The sequence below is a fragment of the Porphyrobacter sp. ULC335 genome (assembly GCF_025917005.1).
Lineage (GTDB): Bacteria > Pseudomonadota > Alphaproteobacteria > Sphingomonadales > Sphingomonadaceae > Erythrobacter.
In genome coordinates, this window is record NZ_CP078091.1 from 2,029,690 (window position 1) to 2,046,548 (window position 16,859).

At 65.5% G+C, this 16,859-nt stretch carries 18 protein-coding genes and 1 other RNA gene; 14 read left to right on the forward strand and 5 right to left on the reverse strand.

Going from position 1 to position 16,859, the window contains the following annotated elements:
* The first annotated feature begins 8 nt into the window (after positions 1 to 8).
* Entirely contained in the window at positions 9 to 986 is a 978-nt protein-coding gene (gene secF / locus KVF90_RS09655) for a protein translocase subunit SecF (protein ID WP_264391376.1), read from the forward strand.
* A 15-nt stretch (positions 987 to 1,001) separates the two neighbouring features.
* On the opposite strand, the gene KVF90_RS09660 is transcribed toward secF, so the two are convergent.
* Both KVF90_RS09660 and KVF90_RS09665 read right to left on the reverse strand, forming a co-directional pair.
* Complete coding sequence (locus KVF90_RS09660; protein ID WP_264391377.1) at positions 1,002 to 2,186, reverse strand: glycosyltransferase; 1,185 nt, start codon at positions 2,184 to 2,186, stop codon at positions 1,002 to 1,004.
* Positions 2,187 to 2,212: 26 nt separating this feature from the next.
* Entirely contained in the window at positions 2,213 to 2,791 is a 579-nt protein-coding gene (locus KVF90_RS09665) for a helix-turn-helix domain-containing protein (protein ID WP_264394469.1), read from the reverse strand.
* Positions 2,792 to 2,883: 92 nt separating this feature from the next.
* Between KVF90_RS09665 and KVF90_RS09670 the strand changes: the two genes are divergently transcribed.
* On the forward strand, positions 2,884 to 3,366 hold the full coding sequence (locus KVF90_RS09670; RefSeq protein ID WP_264391378.1) for a DUF6456 domain-containing protein: 483 nt from the start codon (positions 2,884 to 2,886) through the stop codon (positions 3,364 to 3,366).
* Here the strand turns inward: KVF90_RS09670 and KVF90_RS09675 are convergent.
* Positions 3,351 to 3,959: a uracil-DNA glycosylase family protein gene (locus KVF90_RS09675; protein WP_264391379.1), complete on the reverse strand. Its 609-nt coding sequence runs from the start codon at positions 3,957 to 3,959 to the stop codon at positions 3,351 to 3,353. The genes KVF90_RS09670 and KVF90_RS09675 overlap by 16 nt on opposite strands.
* Entirely contained in the window at positions 3,956 to 5,788 is a 1,833-nt protein-coding gene (locus KVF90_RS09680) for an ABC-F family ATP-binding cassette domain-containing protein (protein ID WP_264391380.1), read from the reverse strand. Before KVF90_RS09680 ends, KVF90_RS09675 begins: the two co-directional genes overlap by 4 nt.
* Positions 5,789 to 5,903: 115 nt before the next feature.
* On the opposite strand from KVF90_RS09680, the gene KVF90_RS09685 reads away from it, so the two are divergent.
* The 7 genes from KVF90_RS09685 to KVF90_RS09715 all read left to right on the forward strand — a co-directional run bounded on the left by KVF90_RS09685 (position 5,904) and on the right by KVF90_RS09715 (position 11,560).
* On the forward strand, positions 5,904 to 6,644 hold the full coding sequence (locus KVF90_RS09685; RefSeq protein WP_264391381.1) for an SIMPL domain-containing protein: 741 nt from the start codon (positions 5,904 to 5,906) through the stop codon (positions 6,642 to 6,644).
* A 47-nt stretch (positions 6,645 to 6,691) separates the two neighbouring features.
* Complete coding sequence (locus KVF90_RS09690; protein ID WP_264391382.1) at positions 6,692 to 7,000, forward strand: PepSY domain-containing protein; 309 nt, start codon at positions 6,692 to 6,694, stop codon at positions 6,998 to 7,000.
* Positions 7,001 to 7,122: 122 nt separating this feature from the next.
* Entirely contained in the window at positions 7,123 to 7,800 is a 678-nt protein-coding gene (locus KVF90_RS09695; protein WP_086740283.1) for a response regulator transcription factor, read from the forward strand.
* Positions 7,751 to 9,262 carry a sensor histidine kinase gene (locus KVF90_RS09700; RefSeq protein ID WP_264391383.1) on the forward strand — a complete coding sequence of 504 codons (1,512 nt, stop codon included), beginning with the start codon at positions 7,751 to 7,753 and terminating at the stop codon, positions 9,260 to 9,262. Before KVF90_RS09695 ends, KVF90_RS09700 begins: the two co-directional genes overlap by 50 nt.
* An 83-nt stretch (positions 9,263 to 9,345) precedes the next feature.
* Entirely contained in the window at positions 9,346 to 9,963 is a 618-nt protein-coding gene (locus tag KVF90_RS09705) for a sigma-70 family RNA polymerase sigma factor (protein ID WP_264394471.1), read from the forward strand.
* Complete coding sequence (locus tag KVF90_RS09710) at positions 9,960 to 10,880, forward strand: hypothetical protein (protein WP_264391384.1); 921 nt, start codon at positions 9,960 to 9,962, stop codon at positions 10,878 to 10,880. Before KVF90_RS09705 ends, KVF90_RS09710 begins: the two co-directional genes overlap by 4 nt.
* Before the next feature lie 122 nt (positions 10,881 to 11,002).
* The gene (locus KVF90_RS09715; protein WP_264391385.1) at positions 11,003 to 11,560 is read left to right on the forward strand and encodes a hypothetical protein; all 558 of its coding nucleotides are present in this window, start codon (positions 11,003 to 11,005) and stop codon (positions 11,558 to 11,560) included.
* A 121-nt stretch (positions 11,561 to 11,681) separates the two neighbouring features.
* Here the strand turns inward: KVF90_RS09715 and KVF90_RS09720 are convergent, their stop codons facing one another.
* Positions 11,682 to 11,990: a chorismate mutase gene (locus tag KVF90_RS09720; RefSeq protein ID WP_264391386.1), complete on the reverse strand. Its 309-nt coding sequence runs from the start codon at positions 11,988 to 11,990 to the stop codon at positions 11,682 to 11,684.
* Positions 11,991 to 12,058: 68 nt separating this feature from the next.
* On the opposite strand from KVF90_RS09720, the gene KVF90_RS09725 reads away from it, so the two are divergent.
* The 5 genes from KVF90_RS09725 (at position 12,059) to ffs (ending at position 16,804) form a co-directional block, all read left to right on the forward strand.
* The gene (locus tag KVF90_RS09725; protein WP_264391387.1) at positions 12,059 to 13,069 is read left to right on the forward strand and encodes a polyprenyl synthetase family protein; all 1,011 of its coding nucleotides are present in this window, start codon (positions 12,059 to 12,061) and stop codon (positions 13,067 to 13,069) included.
* A 93-nt stretch (positions 13,070 to 13,162) separates the two neighbouring features.
* Positions 13,163 to 15,610 carry an ATP-dependent helicase HrpB gene (gene hrpB / locus KVF90_RS09730; protein WP_264391388.1) on the forward strand — a complete coding sequence of 816 codons (2,448 nt, stop codon included), beginning with the start codon at positions 13,163 to 13,165 and terminating at the stop codon, positions 15,608 to 15,610.
* A 15-nt stretch (positions 15,611 to 15,625) separates the two neighbouring features.
* Complete coding sequence (locus KVF90_RS09735; protein WP_264391389.1) at positions 15,626 to 15,904, forward strand: ETC complex I subunit; 279 nt, start codon at positions 15,626 to 15,628, stop codon at positions 15,902 to 15,904.
* 126 nt (positions 15,905 to 16,030) lie between these two features.
* Positions 16,031 to 16,654, forward strand: coding sequence for a hypothetical protein (locus KVF90_RS09740; RefSeq protein ID WP_264391390.1), 624 nt, complete (start codon positions 16,031 to 16,033; stop codon positions 16,652 to 16,654).
* Positions 16,655 to 16,709: 55 nt separating this feature from the next.
* An RNA gene (gene ffs, locus KVF90_RS09745) (signal recognition particle sRNA small type) lies at positions 16,710 to 16,804 on the forward strand.
* Positions 16,805 to 16,859: the final 55 nt, after the last annotated feature.

Sequence of the window (16,859 nt, forward strand, 5' to 3'; positions counted from 1 at the left end):
ACGAGACGATGAAACTCCTGAAGCTCGTCCCCGACAATACCAACATCAAGTTCCTGAAGCTGCGCGTGCCGTTCTTCGTGCTCAGCCTGGTGCTGATCATCGGCAGCTGGGCTGCGGTGGCGGTCAACGGCCTCAACTTCGGCGTCGATTTCGCCGGGGGGCAGGAAGTGCGCATGACCTTCCAGCAGCGCCAGACCGCACCGATTGCGAGCTTGCGCGAACTGGTCGGCGGCCTCGGCTATGGCGATCCGGTGGTGCAGGAATTCGGCGCGCCCAATCAGGTGTCGATCCGCGTGGCCCTGCCTGAGGGGGTCGAGGATCAATCCGGTGCCGCAGACGCGATCGGCGACAAGGTGATCGCCACGATCAAGGCCGAATACCCCGACGCGCGCCGCGACGGTAACGACACTGTCTCGGGCAAGGTCGCAGGCGAGTTCCGCGATCAGGCGATCCTCGCGCTGTTGGCGGCGATGGCGGCGGTTTCGCTCTACATCTGGATCCGGTTCGAATGGCAGTTCGGCGTCGGCGCGATGTTCGCGCTGGTGCACGACGTGTCGGTGACGGTCGGATTGTTCGCGCTGACGCAGATGGAGTTCTCCCTCCAGATCGTCGCGGCGATCCTTGCGATCATCGGTTACTCGCTGAACGACACCATCGTGGTCTATGACCGCATCCGCGAGAACCTGAAGAAGTACCGCAAGATGCCGATGGGCGAGCTGCTCGACCTGTCGGTCAACGAGACGCTGGCGCGCACGGTGATGACCTCGCTGACGCTGTTCATCGCGCTGATCCCGCTGCTGATCTTTGGCCCGCCGAGCCTGTTCGGCATGGTCGCGGCGATCACCGTCGGCCTGTTCATCGGCACCTATTCGTCGGTCTACATGGCCGGTCCGCTGCTGATCTGGATGGGGGTGACCTCAAACAGCTTCGTGCCGACCGAGAGCGCGGTCGACCGTCAGGAAAAGATCGCGCGCGGGGAAGTGTAAGCGGGAAGGCGGGGCTCAGGCCTCGCCGACCAGACTTTCATAATGCGCAGCCAGCGCAGCGGCGTTGGCCTCCCAGCTGAATGCTTCCGTCAGCGCGGCCACCGCCTCGCGCGGGGGCGGGTTGTTGAGGACGGCGTTGACCCCTGCCGCCACAGCAGCGGGGTTGCGCTCGACCAGCCGCCCTGCGGTATCGCTCGTGATCAGCTCACGCGCACCGCCGACATCGCAGGTCACCACCGGCGTCCCGCAGGCAAGCGCCTCGACCCAGGCATTGGCCAACCCTTCGTTGGCTGTGGGCAGCACCATCACATCGGCGGCGGACAGGATCAGCGGCATGATGTCGTGATCGATCGATCCCGCGAAGTGCACCCGCTCGGCCACCCCCTCGCTCGCCGCCTGCGCGCGCAGCCGCGCCTCGTCCTCGCCCTTGCCGACCAGCACCAACCGCGCGCCCGGAATGTCGCGCAGCGCGGCAATCGCGATGCCTTGTCCCTTGCGCTCGATCAGCGCGCCGACGCAGGCGAGCAGCGGGGCATTGTCAGGCAGCGCAAAGCCCAGCTCCTCGCTCAGCTGGCGGCGCAGTTGCGGATGATCGAAGGGCCGGAAACGGTCACGGTCGAGCCCGGTGTAATGCACCGTGATCTTGCCCGCATCCATACCCATCGCCGCCATCTGCGCGGCGAGATCGTGGCTGACGGCCAGCAGCCCTGTGGCCGCGCGGGCAGCGTCCAGTATCTGCCTGCGGGCGAAATCCTGCGCGCCCCAGAACGTGATGTCGCTCCCGCGTGCCTTGATCGAAAGCGGCAGCTGCATTGCGTCGGCAATCTCGGCAGCGGCGGGGCCATCGGGGAAGAAGAACTGCGCGTCAATCAGGTCGATCGGCGTTTCGGCGTGGATGCGGCGCGCCAGCGGTAGCACTGCGCGGGCGATGGCGGCTGCGTTGCGCCGCGCGCCGATGCGCGGGATCAGGGTGAAGCGCGGGCGGTGGACGGTGATGGCACCTTCCACGCTCACCTCCGGCAGATCGGCAAGCGGGCGGTAGCGGCCCAGCGCCAGCGGCGGCAGGCCGATGGGATTGACCAGTGTCACCCGCCAGTCGCCGCGCTTCGCCAGCGCCTCGATCGAACGCGCCACAAAGGTACCGAACCGCGGATTGACCGGGTTGGGGTAGAGCGTCGAGAGGACGAGGGCATGTCTCACGGTGCGGAGGTCTAACGCCGAAACACTTAAAGCGGCCTGACCAGCATGAAGGCGACCGCGATCCATGCCGGATTGTCGACCACCACCTGCTTCTGCCCAGCACCCGGCGGCAGCAGGCCGACCAGCGTGCCGCGCCGGTCGATCAGCCGCCCGAAGGCGAAGCGCCCGCCGGGGCGGGGCAGCAGGCAATCGCGGTTGATCGCGCTTTGGGCGTGATCGGGATCGAGCGGGCGGAGCCACAGCAGATCACCGGGGCGATATTCGCCGACACTCTCGGTTACGGCGAGGACCAGCGGGGCAGGGCCATCCTCGCTGGCCAGATCGCTCGGCAGCAGCGCTTCGCGCGGGGCGGTAAGCGCATCCGGCCCGCCCGCACCGAGTTCCGCGACGATCTGCGCCGTGGCGGCGGCATCGGCGCGCATCAGGCTGGCTGGATCGATTTGCAGGGCGGCGGCAATGCGGTTCATCCAGGTGAGCGACAATTGCCGCATCCCTGTTTCAAGCCGACCGATGGTCTGCGCGGTGGTTGGCGGATCGCAGGCGGCGGCGAGATCGGCCAGTGTCAGCCCCTTGGCCTTGCGGATATCGCGGATACGGTTGCTCATCATACGCCTCAATTAACCGGATTGGTTTCTTCTTTCCTACAGTTGCGCCGTGTTGGCAAGTCCCGCCGTGTTCAACACACGGAGGAAATGCCATGAAGCGCGAGTTGGTCGAACGTGAACTCACCCCGGAAGGGCCGCGCCGCCGGCCTGCTGGCCCCGGCGGGCTGCGATCCTCGCGTTCGGTCACGGTCAATCTTGCGGAAAGCCCGCTGGCCTGGCTCCACGCGCGCGGCCATCTCTGTCACCGGCTGTTTGATGCAGGCGAGGCGCTGCGCAGCGATTACGAGCGCGCGCAGCTTTCGGCGAGCATCACCATGCGTTGGGATCCGGTGCGGGTGAAATCGACCGGCGAGCGGGGCCTTGCGCCCAACGAGCGCCAGATTGCCGCCCGCCAGCGCTTCGATGGCGCGATCCGTGCGGCAGGCAAGGGGTTGGAGGATATCCTGTGGCGCGTGGTCTGCGCCGGCGAGCCGCTGCCCGAAGCGGAAAAGACCCTCGGCTGGCCCGCACGCAGTGGCAAGCTGGTGCTGCGTATCGCTTTGGAGCGGGTGGCGGAATTCTACCGGATCACCTGATCCAGTGCCGTGCGGACATTTGCGCGCAATTGCGGCAGCACCTCGGCCTCGAACCACGGATGTTTCGCCATGAATAGGCGCGATCGCCAGGCGGGGTGGGGGAGGGCGATGAAGGGCAGGTCCTCCCCGAACCGGCTCACCCGCTCGGCAAGGCTGAGGCGCTTCAGATGCGGCAGATAGCGCGCCTGGGCATGGATGCCGACGAGCAGCGTCAGGCGCCCGGGCGGCAGCAGATCGAGGATCGCGTCATGCCACTGCGGGGCGCATTCCTTGCGGGGCGGGGCGTCGCCACCGCTCGTTTTGCCGGGGTAGCAGAACCCCATCGGCATCTGCGCGACCTGAGCGGGATCGTAGAAGGTGGGTTTGTCGAGGCCCATCCAATCGCGCAGCCGGTCACCGCTATCGTCGTCCCACGGGACACCGCTGGCATGGACCTTGGTCCCGGGGGCCTGTCCGATGATGAGCAAGCGGCTGGTGGCGGAGAACTGCGCAATCGGGCGCGGGCCGCGCGGGAGGTGCGCTGCACACAGGGTGCAGGCGGCGATCCGTGCGCGCAATGTCTCGATGCTGTCCCCCGGTGCGGGGGCGCTCACCCCTCGACCAGCTCGGCCAGCATCAGCCAGCGTTCCTCTGCCGCGTCCTTTTCAGACCGGGCGTTGGCGATGCCCTGGCTGATGGTCGCGAACCTTTGCGGGTCCTTGGCATAGAGCTCGGGATCGTTCAGCAACGCCTCGCCCTTGGCGATTGCGGCTTCGAGTTCCGTGATCCGGGCGGGCAGGATCTCGTAATCGCGCTGGTCCTTGTAGGAGAGTTTGGCCGCTGGAGCGGGCGTTTTTTCAGGGGCGTTTTGCGCAGGGTTAGACCGGCTTTGACCCCCGCTAGACCCCGTCTTGACCCCTGCTAGAGGCGCTTTGCGCTTCGCTTCCCAGTCGGCATATCCGCCCGCCACAATATCCACCTTGCCCGACCCGTCGAGCCCAAGGGTGATGGTCACCGTGCGGTCAAGGAAGTCGCGATCATGGCTGACGATCAGCACCGTGCCATCGAAATCGGCGATGACTTCCTGAAGAAGATCAAGCGTTTCGAGGTCGAGATCATTGGTCGGCTCGTCCAGCACAAGCAGGTTCGCGGTCCGCGCAAATTCGCGTGCGAGCAGCAGCCGCGATCGCTCTCCGCCCGACAGAATGCCGATCTTGGTGTCGACCAGACCGGGATCGAACAGGAAGTCCTTGAGATAGGCGATCACATGCTTGCGCACCCCCCGGACATCGATCCAGTCCCCGCCCTCGGCAAGGATCTGGCGGACTGTCGCGCCCGGTTCTAGCAGTTTCCTCTGCTGGTCGATCATCACGCCTGAAAGGGTGCGGGCATGGGTGATGGTGCCGGTGTCGGGCTCAAGCTCTTTCGTGAGCAATCTCAGCAGGGTAGTCTTGCCCGCGCCGTTCGAACCGACGATCCCGATGCGGTCGCCATTCTGGATGCGCAGGGTGAACGGTTTGATGATCGGACGATCGCCGTAAGTCTTTGAAATGTTTTCCGCGACAATCACCGACTTCGACTTGAAGTCGGCATCGCTGGCAAGCTTCAGCTTCGCCGTCCCCGCGCCCGAAATCATCGCCGCCCGCGTCGCTCGCATCTGGTAGAGCTTCTCAAGCCGCCCCTGATTGCGCTTGCGCCGAGCCGTCACCCCGCGCTCAAGCCAGTGGGCCTCCAATTTCAGTTTGGCATCTAGGCGATCCGCGTTGCGGGCCTCTTCGGCATAGACGGTCTCTTCCCACGCCTCGTAGCCGCCGAAGCCCACTTCCTTGCGCCGCAGGGTGCCACGGTCGAGCCACAGCGTCGCACGGGTCAGGCGGGTCAGGAAGGTCCGGTCGTGGCTGATCGTGATGAACGCCCCGCGATAACGCGAGAGCCAGTCCTCCAGCCAATCGATCGCGGCAAGATCGAGGTGGTTGGTCGGCTCGTCGAGCAGGATCAGATCGGGTTCCTGCGCTAGCGCGCGGGCAATGGCGGCGCGGCGCCTTTCGCCGCCACTGGCGGTGGCGGCGGGGCGGCTCATGTCGATGCCGAGCTGCCCGGCAATCGCATCGACATCGTGCATAGCGGGGGCATCATCGCCGCTCAGCGCGAAGTCCATCAGTGTTTCGGCCTGCGTGAAATCCGGGTCCTGCTCAAGAAACACGATCCGCGTTCCGGGCTTGATCCGGCGCTGGCCGCGATCGGCATCGATCTGTCCGGCAACCAGCCGCAGCAGGGTGGTCTTCCCCGCGCCATTGCGGCCGATCAGCGCCAGCCTGTCACCCGGCAGCACATGGAGATCGATCGGCGCCGCGCCCGTCGTCGGCGTCGGACCGCCGAACAGCCAGCGCCCCCCCTGCTGGAGAGCGAGGCCTTCGAACGAAAAGATGGGGGGCTGTGCCATGACCCGCGCCACCTAGGGGTTGGGCAGGCAAGCGACAAGCCCGCGTTCGGCACGCGGTTCAGTCGCGCGAAAGGCGAAGCGCGCCAAAGGCACGACCAACCGGAGGAAATGACCCATGATTAAACCCGCTCTCGCCCTTTTTGCCGCCACGGCGCTGACCTTGCCCGCCGCCGCCATCGCCGCCCCGCAGGTCGACATCGCCGCCACCGGCCCCGTGGTCGAACTCACCGTCTACGAGAGTGTCGAGAGTGCACCCGATCTTGCCACCATCGGCGCAGGCGTCGTGACCAATGCACCCACCGCGACAGAAGCGATGCGCCAGAACGCTGCCGAAATGACGAAGGTGATCGCGCGTCTCAAAGCGCTCGGCATTGCCGAAAAGGACATCCAGACGAGCGGGATCAACCTGGGCGCGCAGTACGACTATACTGATGCTGGGCCGGTGTTCCGTTCCTATCAGGCAGGCAACCGCGTGAGCGTGATCCTGCGCAAGATCGACGATACGGGCCGCGTGCTTGATGCACTGGTCGAGTCCGGCGCCAACGATCTCTCAGGCCCTGCCTTCAGCATCGAAAATGACACAGCCGCCAAAGAGCAGGCCCGCAGCCGCGCGGTCGCGCGGGGCGAGGCGCAGGCCAAGGCCTACGCAAAGATGCTCGGGTACGAGGGCGTGAAGGTGCTTGCCGTTTCGGAGACCGTCAGCAACAGTTTCCAGATCATCGAAGCGAAAATGGCGGTTGCAAGGGCTGCCGATGCGGCGGCGGCAACGCCGGTGCAACCCGGACAGATTTCCACCGGTGTGAACGTCACCATCACCTATGAACTGGTCGGCAAGGCCGCCGCCGCAGCCAAGTAAGCCATTCACGGCTTGTTCAATGGACATACGCTAGGCATGATCCTGTCATGAAAGTCTTTCCTGCCATCTTCCTTGCTTCCCTTGGCGCCTTCGCGCTGGTCAGTGCACCTGCGTGTGCGCAGGACCAGCCGCGCGGCGATCAGGGCGAGGCGCGGCGCGAGGCGCAGGCGGGCAACATCATGCGTTCGGGCGAAATCGAGGCGCGGATCCTGCCGACGATGCGGGATGCCGAATATCTCGGCTTTGCCTATGATTCGACCGCTCGCGCCTATCGCCTCAAGTTCATCAAGGACGGCCGCGTGACCTATGTCGATGTTGATGCCCGGACCGGGCGGATCATTGGCCGCTCACGTTGATAGTGCGCTGACATGCATGTTTCGCGGGGGAAAGCCGCAGGGTTGGCGCATGGCGCTCGCTTGACGCACTCGCGCCAAAAGCGCACGACCCGGCGCATCGCTAGGCAGGAAAATGGTGGATCATGCGCATTCTGATCGTCGAAGACGAACCGACCCTTGGCGCACAGCTCAAATCGACGTTGGAAGGGCAAGGCTATGCCGTGGACCTGTCCACCGATGGCGAGGACGGGCACTTCATGGGCTCGACCGAGGATTATGACGCGGTGGTTCTCGATCTCGGCCTGCCCGAGATTGACGGGCTGACCGTCCTTGGCATGTGGCGGCGTGAGGGGCGCACCTTCCCGGTGCTGGTGCTGACCGCGCGGGACAGCTGGAGCGACAAGGTTGCTGGCCTTGATGCCGGCGCTGACGATTATCTCGCCAAGCCGTTCCAGACCGAAGAACTGATCGCCCGTCTGCGCGCGCTGATTCGCCGTGCTTCGGGCAATACCTCGTCGGAACTGACCGCGGGCGACGTGCGGCTGGACACCCGCTCGGGCCGGGTCACGCTGGCAGGCGAGCCGGTGAAGCTGACGGCGCAGGAATACAAGCTGCTCAGCTACCTCATGCACCACAAGGGCAAGGTGGTGAGCCGCACCGAGTTGATCGAGCATATCTACGATCAGGATTTCGACCGGGATTCCAACACCATCGAAGTCTTCGTCACCCGCATTCGCAAGAAGCTTGGCGCAGACGTGATAACGACCATCCGTGGCCTCGGTTACAGCCTCGACGACCCCGCCGACCAGCCGCGCGCCTGAGGCGGCTGCGTCTGGCGGCGACGCCCGCGCAACCTTGCCTGCTGGCGAGGGGGCTGGCGTGCCGGAGGACGTGAGCAGCGCTCCCTTGGCGAAGCCGCGGGCGAGCCTTGCCCGGCGTATGGGGTTGATTGCGGCGGGCTGGATCTTCGTGCTCCTGCTCGGTGGCGGCGTCGCGCTGGAGCGCACGCTGACCACGCAGGTCGAAGCCAATTTCGACGAACAGCTCGATTACATCCTGACCGCAATGATCGCCTCGGCCGAGATCGACGCGAGCGGCGAGGTCTATTTCTACCGCACGCTTGGCGACCAGCGGTTCCTTGAGCCGGGCAGTGGGCTCTACTGGCAAATCAGCGGGGGCAATTACGAGCCCTGGCCATCGCGCAGTCTGTGGGACCGCACGCTGAAGCTGCACGGCGCCGAGACCAAGGGCGACCAGTTCGACAGCGAAGTCCATTTCTACAATTCCGACCAGTTTTCGGGCGAGCCGCTGCGGCTGGCCGAGCGCACCGTGATCCTGCCCGGCAGCGAGACACGCTGGACCTTCGCGGTTGCCAGCGCGACCGAGCAGATGGATGCACAGATCGGGCGGGTGCGGCTGATCCTGATCTGGAGCTTTGCCGTGTTGGGCCTCGGGTTGCTGCTGATGGCGCTGCTCCAGATCCGCTACGGCCTGTCACCGCTACGGCGGGTGCGCGCCGCTATCTCGAACCTGCGCACCACCGGGGCGGGCCGCATTACCGAGCCGCTGCCGCTTGAAGTGCAGCCGCTGGTCGAGGAATTGAACGGACTGCTCGAACATTCCGAGCGGCAGGCCGAAGAAGCGCGGCGGCATGCAGGCAATCTGGCGCACGCCTTGAAGACCCCGCTCACCGTCCTCACCAACGCCGCCACCGCGCGCGCCCCCGATCTTGGCGAAGCGGTCATGCGCGAGACGCGCACGATGCAGCGCCATGTCGACCACCACTTGGCCCGCGCCCGCGCTGTCGGCCGCCGCGCTGTCGGCCATGCGCGCACCAATGTCATGGCCAGTGCAGAAGCCGTGCGCCGTGCTGTCGAGCGGCTCTACCCCGAAGGACGCCTCGACATTGCAGGGGACAAGGCTGCGACCGTCGCTCTGGAGCGTCAGGATCTGGACGAGTTGCTCGGCAACCTGATCGAGAACGCCGCGAAATACGGAGGCGGCAGCGTCTTCGTGACCATCGATCCCGAGGAGGCCGACACGCCCCCCGATCTGAAGATGTGCCTAATCTGGGTCGAGGATGACGGCACGGGAATTCCCGAGGCTGAACGCATTCGCATCTTCGATCGCGGCGTGAGGCTCGATACCGACAAGCCCGGCACCGGCCTTGGCCTCGCAATCGTGCGCGATGTGGCGGAAATCTACGGCGGCAGCGTGACGCTGGGCGAGAGCGAGGATCTGGGCGGGCTGCTGGTCGAGCTGCGCCTGCCCCGCGCGGATTGATTCTGCACCCCCCGCGAAGGGTTTTGGCAAGCCCCGCGTTGTAGCTGCTAAACACGACACGCAAACGGGGCCATTTGCACGATATGACCGCCACCGGCGAGCCATCCATACTTGCACAGGCAGTCGCCGGCCCCGGCGATGATGCGATATGGGCAGCGCAGTTGGCGGCGCGCGATCCTGCGGCTCTGCGCGAGATGATTGCGCGTCATGGCCGGCAGGTTCACCGCGTCGCCTTTCGCATGACGGGCGATGCGCATGAGGCCGAGGATATCGTGCAGGAGGCGATGCTGCGGCTGTGGGATCAGGCGCCCGGCATTGCCGCACGCCATCCGGCGGGAAGCCAGGCTGCGGCGACGCTCAGGCTTGGCGGGTGGCTGAACCGCGTGGTCACCAACCTTGCGATTGACCGCCTGCGCCGCACGCGGCGGCTCTCGGATGGAGAGGTACCGGATCGCGAGGATGCGGAGCCGCTTGCCGATGCCCTGATCGAGGCAGGCGAGCGCGACGGCATGGCACGGGCGCTGGTGCTGGCGCTCCCAGAGCGGCAGCGCGCCGCAATCGTGCTGACCTACTACGAGGAACTGCCCAATGTCGAAGCTGCCGAAGCGATGGAAATGAACATCAAGGCCTTCGAATCCCTGCTGCATCGCGCCCGATCGGCGCTGCGGCAGGCCTTTGCGGCGCAGGGAGATGCGCGATGAGCGTGAATGAACAGGAACAGGGCGGGCCGATCATGCCGGGCAGTCCCTTGGCCAAGGTGCTCGACGATTACCCCGTCCCTGGCCTTTCCACCGGGTTTGCCGACCGCGTGCTTGCGGCTGCGGAAGTGCGCCCTGCGCCCTTGCCGGCATTGCGCCGCCCGGCCCTCCGGCCCGGCTGGCGAACCGGGCGGCGCATAGCCATCGGCCTTGCCAGCTTTGGCGCTCTGGCCACCGCAGCCGCGGCGACAGGGCTGCTCGAACGGCTCGATATCACCATTCCTGCACCTCAGACGGTTTGGGCTAGCATTACCGGTTCCGAAACCGCTGCGGCGGCATCGTCGCCCAAGGCGCTGGCGGATAACGCCGTGCCCGCTCCCGCCGTCTCGCCGACGCCGATCAAAATAGTCGGACCAGTCGACACGCCCGAGGAACTGGGCGAAGCCTTCCGCCGCATTGATGCGATGCGGGCAGGGCGGCGCGAGGAGCGTCGGCAGATCACCGACCAGCGCATCAATAATGCCATCGAGCGTCGCCGCGCGGCCGGCCTGCCGGTGCCGGACGCCGAACAGGAAGCCCGCCTGCGCGCCCGCATCGACGAGGCGCAGGCCCGGCGCGAGCAGCTTATCGACCAACGCATCGAAGAACGGCGTGCGGAGATGCAGCGCAAGGTTGATCAGGGCGAAGCACTCACCCGCGAAGATATTTTGCGGCCCTTGCGTGAAGACAAGCAGGCGCTTGAGCGGCGTGAGCGGATCGAGAAGCTGCGTCGCATGTCGCCCGAAGAACGGCGTGAGGCGCTGCGCCAAATGCCGCCCGAACAACGCCGCGCGTTGATCGACGAATACCGCGCCCGCCGCAGCATTGTAGTCCCGGCGATAAGTCCCGCGTCTGCCCCCGAACCGTCACCTGCCGAGTAAAAAACTTGTAGCCAGCGCGAAGGGTCAGGCGCGGTCGCACGTTTTCCTCATGTCACCGGCGGCATCGACCCCCGCCTCCGGAAAGACCCCGCAAGCTTTTGATTGCAAGGAGGAAAACTGCCATGCTCAAGACCCCCCTTATGCTCGCCTCGCTCACTGCCATTGCGCTCGCTCTCCCGGCCGCAGCGCAGGAGCAGACCCGCACGAAGACTTTTGAAGGCCCCAATGTCAGCGCCGTCCAGACGACCACGGTTGACCGCGAAACCGGCACTGCCACCCGCGACCGCGAGGCGACCAATCTCAACACCGGCAACACCGCTTCCAGCAGCGCCGTGCGCCAGCGTACCGAGACCGGCGCGGAAGTCTCGCTGACCCAGACCGGACCCCAGGGCCGCACCCGCAGCGTCGAGGGCGAGCGTGTTCGCACCGAAAACGGATCGACCTTCACCGGGACTGCCACCGGCCGTCGCGGCGAGACCTATGGCCTTGCCAGTGGCCGCAGCCGCGACGGGCAGGGCAACTCCTCGGCCAGCCAGAGCGTCACCAACAGCGCCGGCGAAACCCTCGCCTCGCGTCAGCGGACCACGACGCGCGCCAATGGGCAGGTGAGCAACACCGTTACCCGCACCCGCGCCGAGGGCGTCTCGCGCCCGCCCCGCGCCCGCCGCCCGCGCGGCTGATCTGTCAACTTGCGACGCTCTGGCAAGGTGATGCGGCCCCGCAGCCCTGCCATCCCGATGGAGCGCGCATGATGGGGGCACGCAGCTTCTGAACCGGCTGCGTGCCCCTTTTTTCCGGGTACTATCCCGCGGCCGCGCGTTCGTGGTGGCGGATCACTTCATCAATGATGAAGCGCAGGAATTTCTCCGAGAACTCGGGATCGAGATCGGCATCTTCCGAAAGTTTGCGCAGCCGCGCGATCTGCCGTGCCTCGCGATCAGGGTCGGCAGGGGGCAGGGTCGCCTTCGCCTTGTACTGACCCACCGCCTGGGTGATGCGGAAACGCTCCGCCAGGATATGGATCAGCGCCGCATCAATATTGTCGATGCTTTTGCGAAAGGCGGCCAGAACGGGATCGGGCTCGGGATGGGCTTGCGGATTGTGCGGCATAGAGCGCAAAACTAGCAGCAATTCTGCGCTTGCCAAGCACGCTGGGGCCGCCGTAGAGCCGATGGAGTATGAGTGCCGACATCATTCCTCTGCCGCGCAAGGCGCCGACACTCGATCCGATGCTGTCCCTGACGGCGGGCGGGATGAATTCTGTGAACGCCGTGATCCTTGACCGGATGCAGAGCGAAATCCCGCTGATCCCGCGTCTGGCCGGGCATCTGATCTCGGGCGGGGGCAAGCGGCTGCGTCCGATGCTGACGCTCGCTGGAGCCGAACTGGTCGGCTACAAGGGCACCCGCCATCATAAACTCGCCGCCGCAGTCGAGTTCATTCACACCGCCACGCTGCTGCATGATGATGTTGTGGATGGCAGCGAACTGCGGCGCGGCAAGGCGGCGGCCAATATCATTTTCGGCAATCCGGCGACCGTGCTGGTTGGCGACTTCCTGTTCAGCCGCGCTTTCGAACTGATGACCGAGGACGGCTCCCTGCGCGTCCTCTCGATCCTCTCCCGCGCCAGCGCGGTGATCGCGGAGGGCGAAGTCTCGCAGCTTTCGGCCCAGCGCCAGATCAACACTAGTGAAGAGCAATATCTCCACATCATCGGTGCCAAGACCGCCGCGCTGTTTGCCGCCGCCAGCCAGATCGCGGCGGTGGTGGCTGAATGCTCTGAAGAGCAGGAGCACGCGCTCGAAGCCTATGGCCGTAACCTCGGGGTGGCCTTCCAGCTGGTCGACGATGCGATCGATTATGATTCCGACGCCGCCGAAATGGGCAAGGATCAGGGGGACGACTTCCGCGAAGGCAAGATGACCCTGCCGGTGATCCTCGCCTATGCCCGCGGGAACGAGGAAGAGCGCAAGTTCTGGAAGGACGCGATCATCGGCCATCGCTCGTCCGATGCAGACCTTGCCCATGCGATTGCCCTGATCGGCAAGCACAACGCGCTTGAGGATACCCGCGAACGGGCACGCCACTTCGCGCACCGGGCAATCGACGCGATTTCTATCTTCCCCGACGGGAAGGCGCGTGCAGCCATGGCCGAAGCGGCGCAATTCGCGGTCGCGCGCGGGCATTGATTCCTCTCGCCGTCACCCTGAACTTGTTTCAGGGTCTATTTGTCCGCAAGCACCGAGCATGATTGCGGGCATGGATGCTGAAACAAGTTCAGCATGACGATTGAGAAAATGACAGACCTCCCCATTCAAGCCGTCCTCCCCGCGATCCGTTCCGCGTTGGCGGGGGAGGGCGCGGGCGTACTGATTGCGCCGCCGGGAGCGGGCAAGACCACGGCGGTCGCGCCTGACCTGCTGGGCGAGGCATGGTGCACCGGGCAGATCATCCTCACCTCGCCCCGCCGCGTCGCCGCCCGCGCTGCGGCAGAGCGCATGGCCGAAATGCTGGGCGAGAAGCCGGGCGAGACGGTTGGCTACATGACCCGCCTCGACAGCAAGGTTTCGGCCTGCACCCGTATCCTCGTCGTCACCGAGGCAATCCTTGTGAACCGGCTGGTGGATGATCCCGAACTCCCCGGGGTTTCCGCACTGCTGTTCGACGAGGCGCATGAACGCGCGCTCGACAGTGATCTCGGTCTGGCGCTGGCGCTTGAGACCCGCGCTGTGCTGCGCGAAGACCTGCGGGTGCTGGTTATGTCAGCGACGATCGACGGTGCACGCTTTGCCCAGTTGCTGGGCGAAGGCGCACCGATCATCGAAAGCGAAGGGCGCAGTTTTCCGCTGACAATCAAGTGGCTTGGCGGCGATTCTGCGCAGGCTATCGAAGACCGCATGGCCGCCGCCGTGCTTACCGCATGGCGCGACGAGACGGGCGATATTCTCGCCTTCCTTCCCGGCGTGCGCGAGATTGAACGCGTGCGAGATAGGCTGGAGCCGCGCCTCGCCAATGTGCCGATCCACCCGCTCCACGGCCAGATAGAGCCCGCCGCTCAGCGCGCTGCGATCCGCCGTGATGCAGAAGGCCGCCGCCGGATTGTGCTCGCCACGGCAATTGCCGAAACCTCGCTGACTTTGGACGGGGTGGGCGTGGTGGTCGATAGTGGACTTGCACGCCTTGCCGAGTTCGACCGGGCGGCGGGAACGACGCATCTCGTGACCCGGCGCGCCAGCCAGGCGTCAGCGGCCCAGCGCGCGGGCCGTGCGGCGCGGCAGGGGCCGGGGGTCGCTTACCGCTTGTGGGAAGAGGCAGGCCACGCAGGACGCCCCGAATTCGCCCCCGCCGAGATTATGCAGGCTGACCTTGCTCCGCTGCTTCTGAGGCTCGCGAAGTGGGGCACGGTCAATCCGGCAGCTTTGCCATGGCTCGATCCGCCGCCCGAGGCTTCTGTGGCTGCTGCGCGGACCGCGCTGGAAGCCTTGGGGGCGCTCGATACATCCGGGCGGATCACTCCGCTGGGCGAGGCGATTGGTGCGCTCCCCATGGCACCCGATCAGGCTGCGGCTGTGCTCCACGGCGCGGCGGCGGGCTGCGGGGAAGATGCGGCGCGGCTGGTGATGCTGTTGCAGGAACGCGGGCTAGGCGGGCGGGGCGAGGATTTGCTGCACCGCCTCACCCGCTGGCGCGGCGACCGCGCACCGCGCAGCGTGGCGGCGGCGCGGATCGCGCAGGGCTGGGCGGGGCAGGCCCGCAAATTGGCTCATGTGATCGGTGAAAGCCCTGCGGCAGACGCCGCCGAAGCGCTGGCGCTTGCGCGTCCGGATTTCGTGGCCCGGCGGCGCGATCCTTCTGGCGAGCACTGGTTGAGCGCAGGGGGGCGCGGCTACATGCTCGATGCAGCCTCACCACTGGCGCGCGCCGAGTGGATCGTGATCGGCGACGCACAAGGCCAGGCCAAGGGCGCGCGGATCACGGCGGGAGCAGAGATCGCCTCCGAGAGGATTGCGGCGCTATTTGCAAAGGCACTTCAGGAACGCATCACAACCCGCTGGAATAGCGAAAAGGAGCGCGTCGAAGCCCGGCGCGAACGGCGGCTTGGCGCGATTGTGCTGGCAAGTGTGCCGGAGCCTTCGCCAGATCCGGCAGTGCTTGTGGATATCCTTGTGGAGAAAGCTCTGGAGCGGCTGGGGGACATTCTCCCCGCAGGCTTTCTTGCCCGCGCCCGCTTTGCCGGAGTGGATGCCCTGTCTGCGCAGAACTTGACCGAGCGCGCAGGGGAATGGCTTTCGCCGCTTCTGGCCGGACGGCGCGATCTCGATCTGCCAATGCATCGTTTCGCAGAAGCGGCTTTGGGCCTGCTCGACTGGAATGCGCGGCAGGCGCTTGACCGCGCCGCGCCCACGCACTTCACCTCGCCCGCCGACACCCGCCACGCCATCGACTATGCGGGCGATGATGCTCCCAGTGTCGAAGTGCGGGTGCAGGGGGTGTTCGGCCTCGATACCCACCCGATGATCGGCACCACCCCGCTGCTTCTCAAGCTGACCAGCCCGGGCGGGCGTCCGGTCCAGTCGACCCGCGACCTGCCGGGTTTCTGGCGTGGCAGCTGGCGCGATGTCGTCAAGGACATGAAGGGCCGCTATCCCAAGCATCGCTGGCCGGATCAGCCGTGGCTCGAAAAGCCGAGCATGAAGACCAAAAACGCCTTCAACCGCAGCGATTCGTGATCTAAGGGGCAGGGCATGAGCGCGAGAATTTACCAGAAGACCAAGCACGCCATGCAGTCCGGCAAGGCGCATACCGATGAATGGCTGCTCGAGTTCGAGCAGTCGGAGGCGCGCTTTGCCGATCCGCTGATGGGGTGGACCGGCAGCGGCGACACGCAATCGCAGGTGCGGCTCACCTTCCCATCGAAGGATGCGGCCAAGGCCTATGCGGCGAAATACGGCATCCCCGCGCGCGTCCACGCGACCCCGCCCAAGCGGCTGAAGCTTCAGGCCTACGCGGATAATTTTCGCTGATCGGATGAGTTGCCAGCATTTCTGTCAAGTGTCCTGCTACACCTGAGAGAGTTGAGGCTGGAGCCATCGGCACGTAATGATCGAAGCTTAGCTTTGGTAAGGGCGGTCTAGCCGAGGGGTTCCACTGTGCGCATCTGTCTTTTGGCCGTTCTGGTTGCGATTTGTGTGCCCGCGCAGGCTGGTGCTCCTGCACCTGAGGCCAAGGCGCTTGCCGTTGATCCTGCTCACCAGGGTGGCGCGGCCAATGACCCCAAGCCGGTCCATCCGGGGGGGTTGTGGCGGAGGCAGGTCGATGCCTTCCTATCCAATTTCGACTGTTCGAAATCAGACTTTCGCGATGACTTGGCGGCGCTCGAGAACCTGAAGGGGCTTGAGGATGTTCTGCGTGAACATGTAGCCGAAGTTCCTGATTTTACCGCGGAAGCCAAATATCAGGAGCTGCTGAAAGCTTGGCTGATCAAGCGGCTCCTTAAAGAGGACGGGATTTCGGAAAAGCAAATCGCCAGCCTTCTCGAAGCCTATCCCGGCATGACAACTGCCGAACAAGTTGCGGATATCAAACGGCAGGCTGAAGTCGGCAGCCGCCTCGGGGAGGCAGAGGATGCACGCGATGGCCTTGCCATTTGCGTGGCGATACGGGACCTCTTTTTGGATGACTTGCAGCGCAGCACCCGCCGCGCAGACCGCATAGCTGCAGCTAACGCCGCGTTGGAGGCAGAAGCGCTGCGGCTGGGGATCGCGCTCGACTGATTACGCTTACCGGCAATCATCTTGCAAAACTGCATCTTCGCCGCCATATGCGCGCTCGGGAGTCGGGTGGACGTTTGCGTCTGCTCACCGAGTCAGGTCCGGAAGGAAGCAGCTCAGGTGGATTGCGGCGGGTCGCTCGGCTCCTTTTTCACGGCATTCGCCCTGATGCGCACCATGACAAAGCGGGTTTGAACGCCTAGCTTGT

Bases quoted from the DNA above. Each gene is read 5' to 3' on its own strand.
- secF (WP_264391376.1), top strand. From the start codon at position 9: ATGAAACTCCTGAAGCTCGTCCCCGACAATACCAACATCAAGTTCCTG.
- KVF90_RS09665 (WP_264394469.1), bottom strand. From the start codon at position 2,791: ATGAGCAACCGTATCCGCGATATCCGCAAGGCCAAGGGGCTGACACTG.
- KVF90_RS09670 (WP_264391378.1), top strand. From the start codon at position 2,884: ATGAAGCGCGAGTTGGTCGAACGTGAACTCACCCCGGAAGGGCCGCGC.
- KVF90_RS09680 (WP_264391380.1), bottom strand. From the start codon at position 5,788: ATGGCACAGCCCCCCATCTTTTCGTTCGAAGGCCTCGCTCTCCAGCAG.
- KVF90_RS09685 (WP_264391381.1), top strand. From the start codon at position 5,904: ATGATTAAACCCGCTCTCGCCCTTTTTGCCGCCACGGCGCTGACCTTG.
- KVF90_RS09690 (WP_264391382.1), top strand. From the start codon at position 6,692: ATGAAAGTCTTTCCTGCCATCTTCCTTGCTTCCCTTGGCGCCTTCGCG.
- KVF90_RS09695 (WP_086740283.1), top strand. From the start codon at position 7,123: ATGCGCATTCTGATCGTCGAAGACGAACCGACCCTTGGCGCACAGCTC.
- KVF90_RS09705 (WP_264394471.1), top strand. From the start codon at position 9,346: ATGACCGCCACCGGCGAGCCATCCATACTTGCACAGGCAGTCGCCGGC.
- KVF90_RS09710 (WP_264391384.1), top strand. From the start codon at position 9,960: ATGAGCGTGAATGAACAGGAACAGGGCGGGCCGATCATGCCGGGCAGT.
- KVF90_RS09715 (WP_264391385.1), top strand. From the start codon at position 11,003: ATGCTCAAGACCCCCCTTATGCTCGCCTCGCTCACTGCCATTGCGCTC.
- KVF90_RS09720 (WP_264391386.1), bottom strand. From the start codon at position 11,990: ATGCCGCACAATCCGCAAGCCCATCCCGAGCCCGATCCCGTTCTGGCC.
- KVF90_RS09725 (WP_264391387.1), top strand. From the start codon at position 12,059: ATGAGTGCCGACATCATTCCTCTGCCGCGCAAGGCGCCGACACTCGAT.
- hrpB (WP_264391388.1), top strand. From the start codon at position 13,163: ATGACGATTGAGAAAATGACAGACCTCCCCATTCAAGCCGTCCTCCCC.
- KVF90_RS09735 (WP_264391389.1), top strand. From the start codon at position 15,626: ATGAGCGCGAGAATTTACCAGAAGACCAAGCACGCCATGCAGTCCGGC.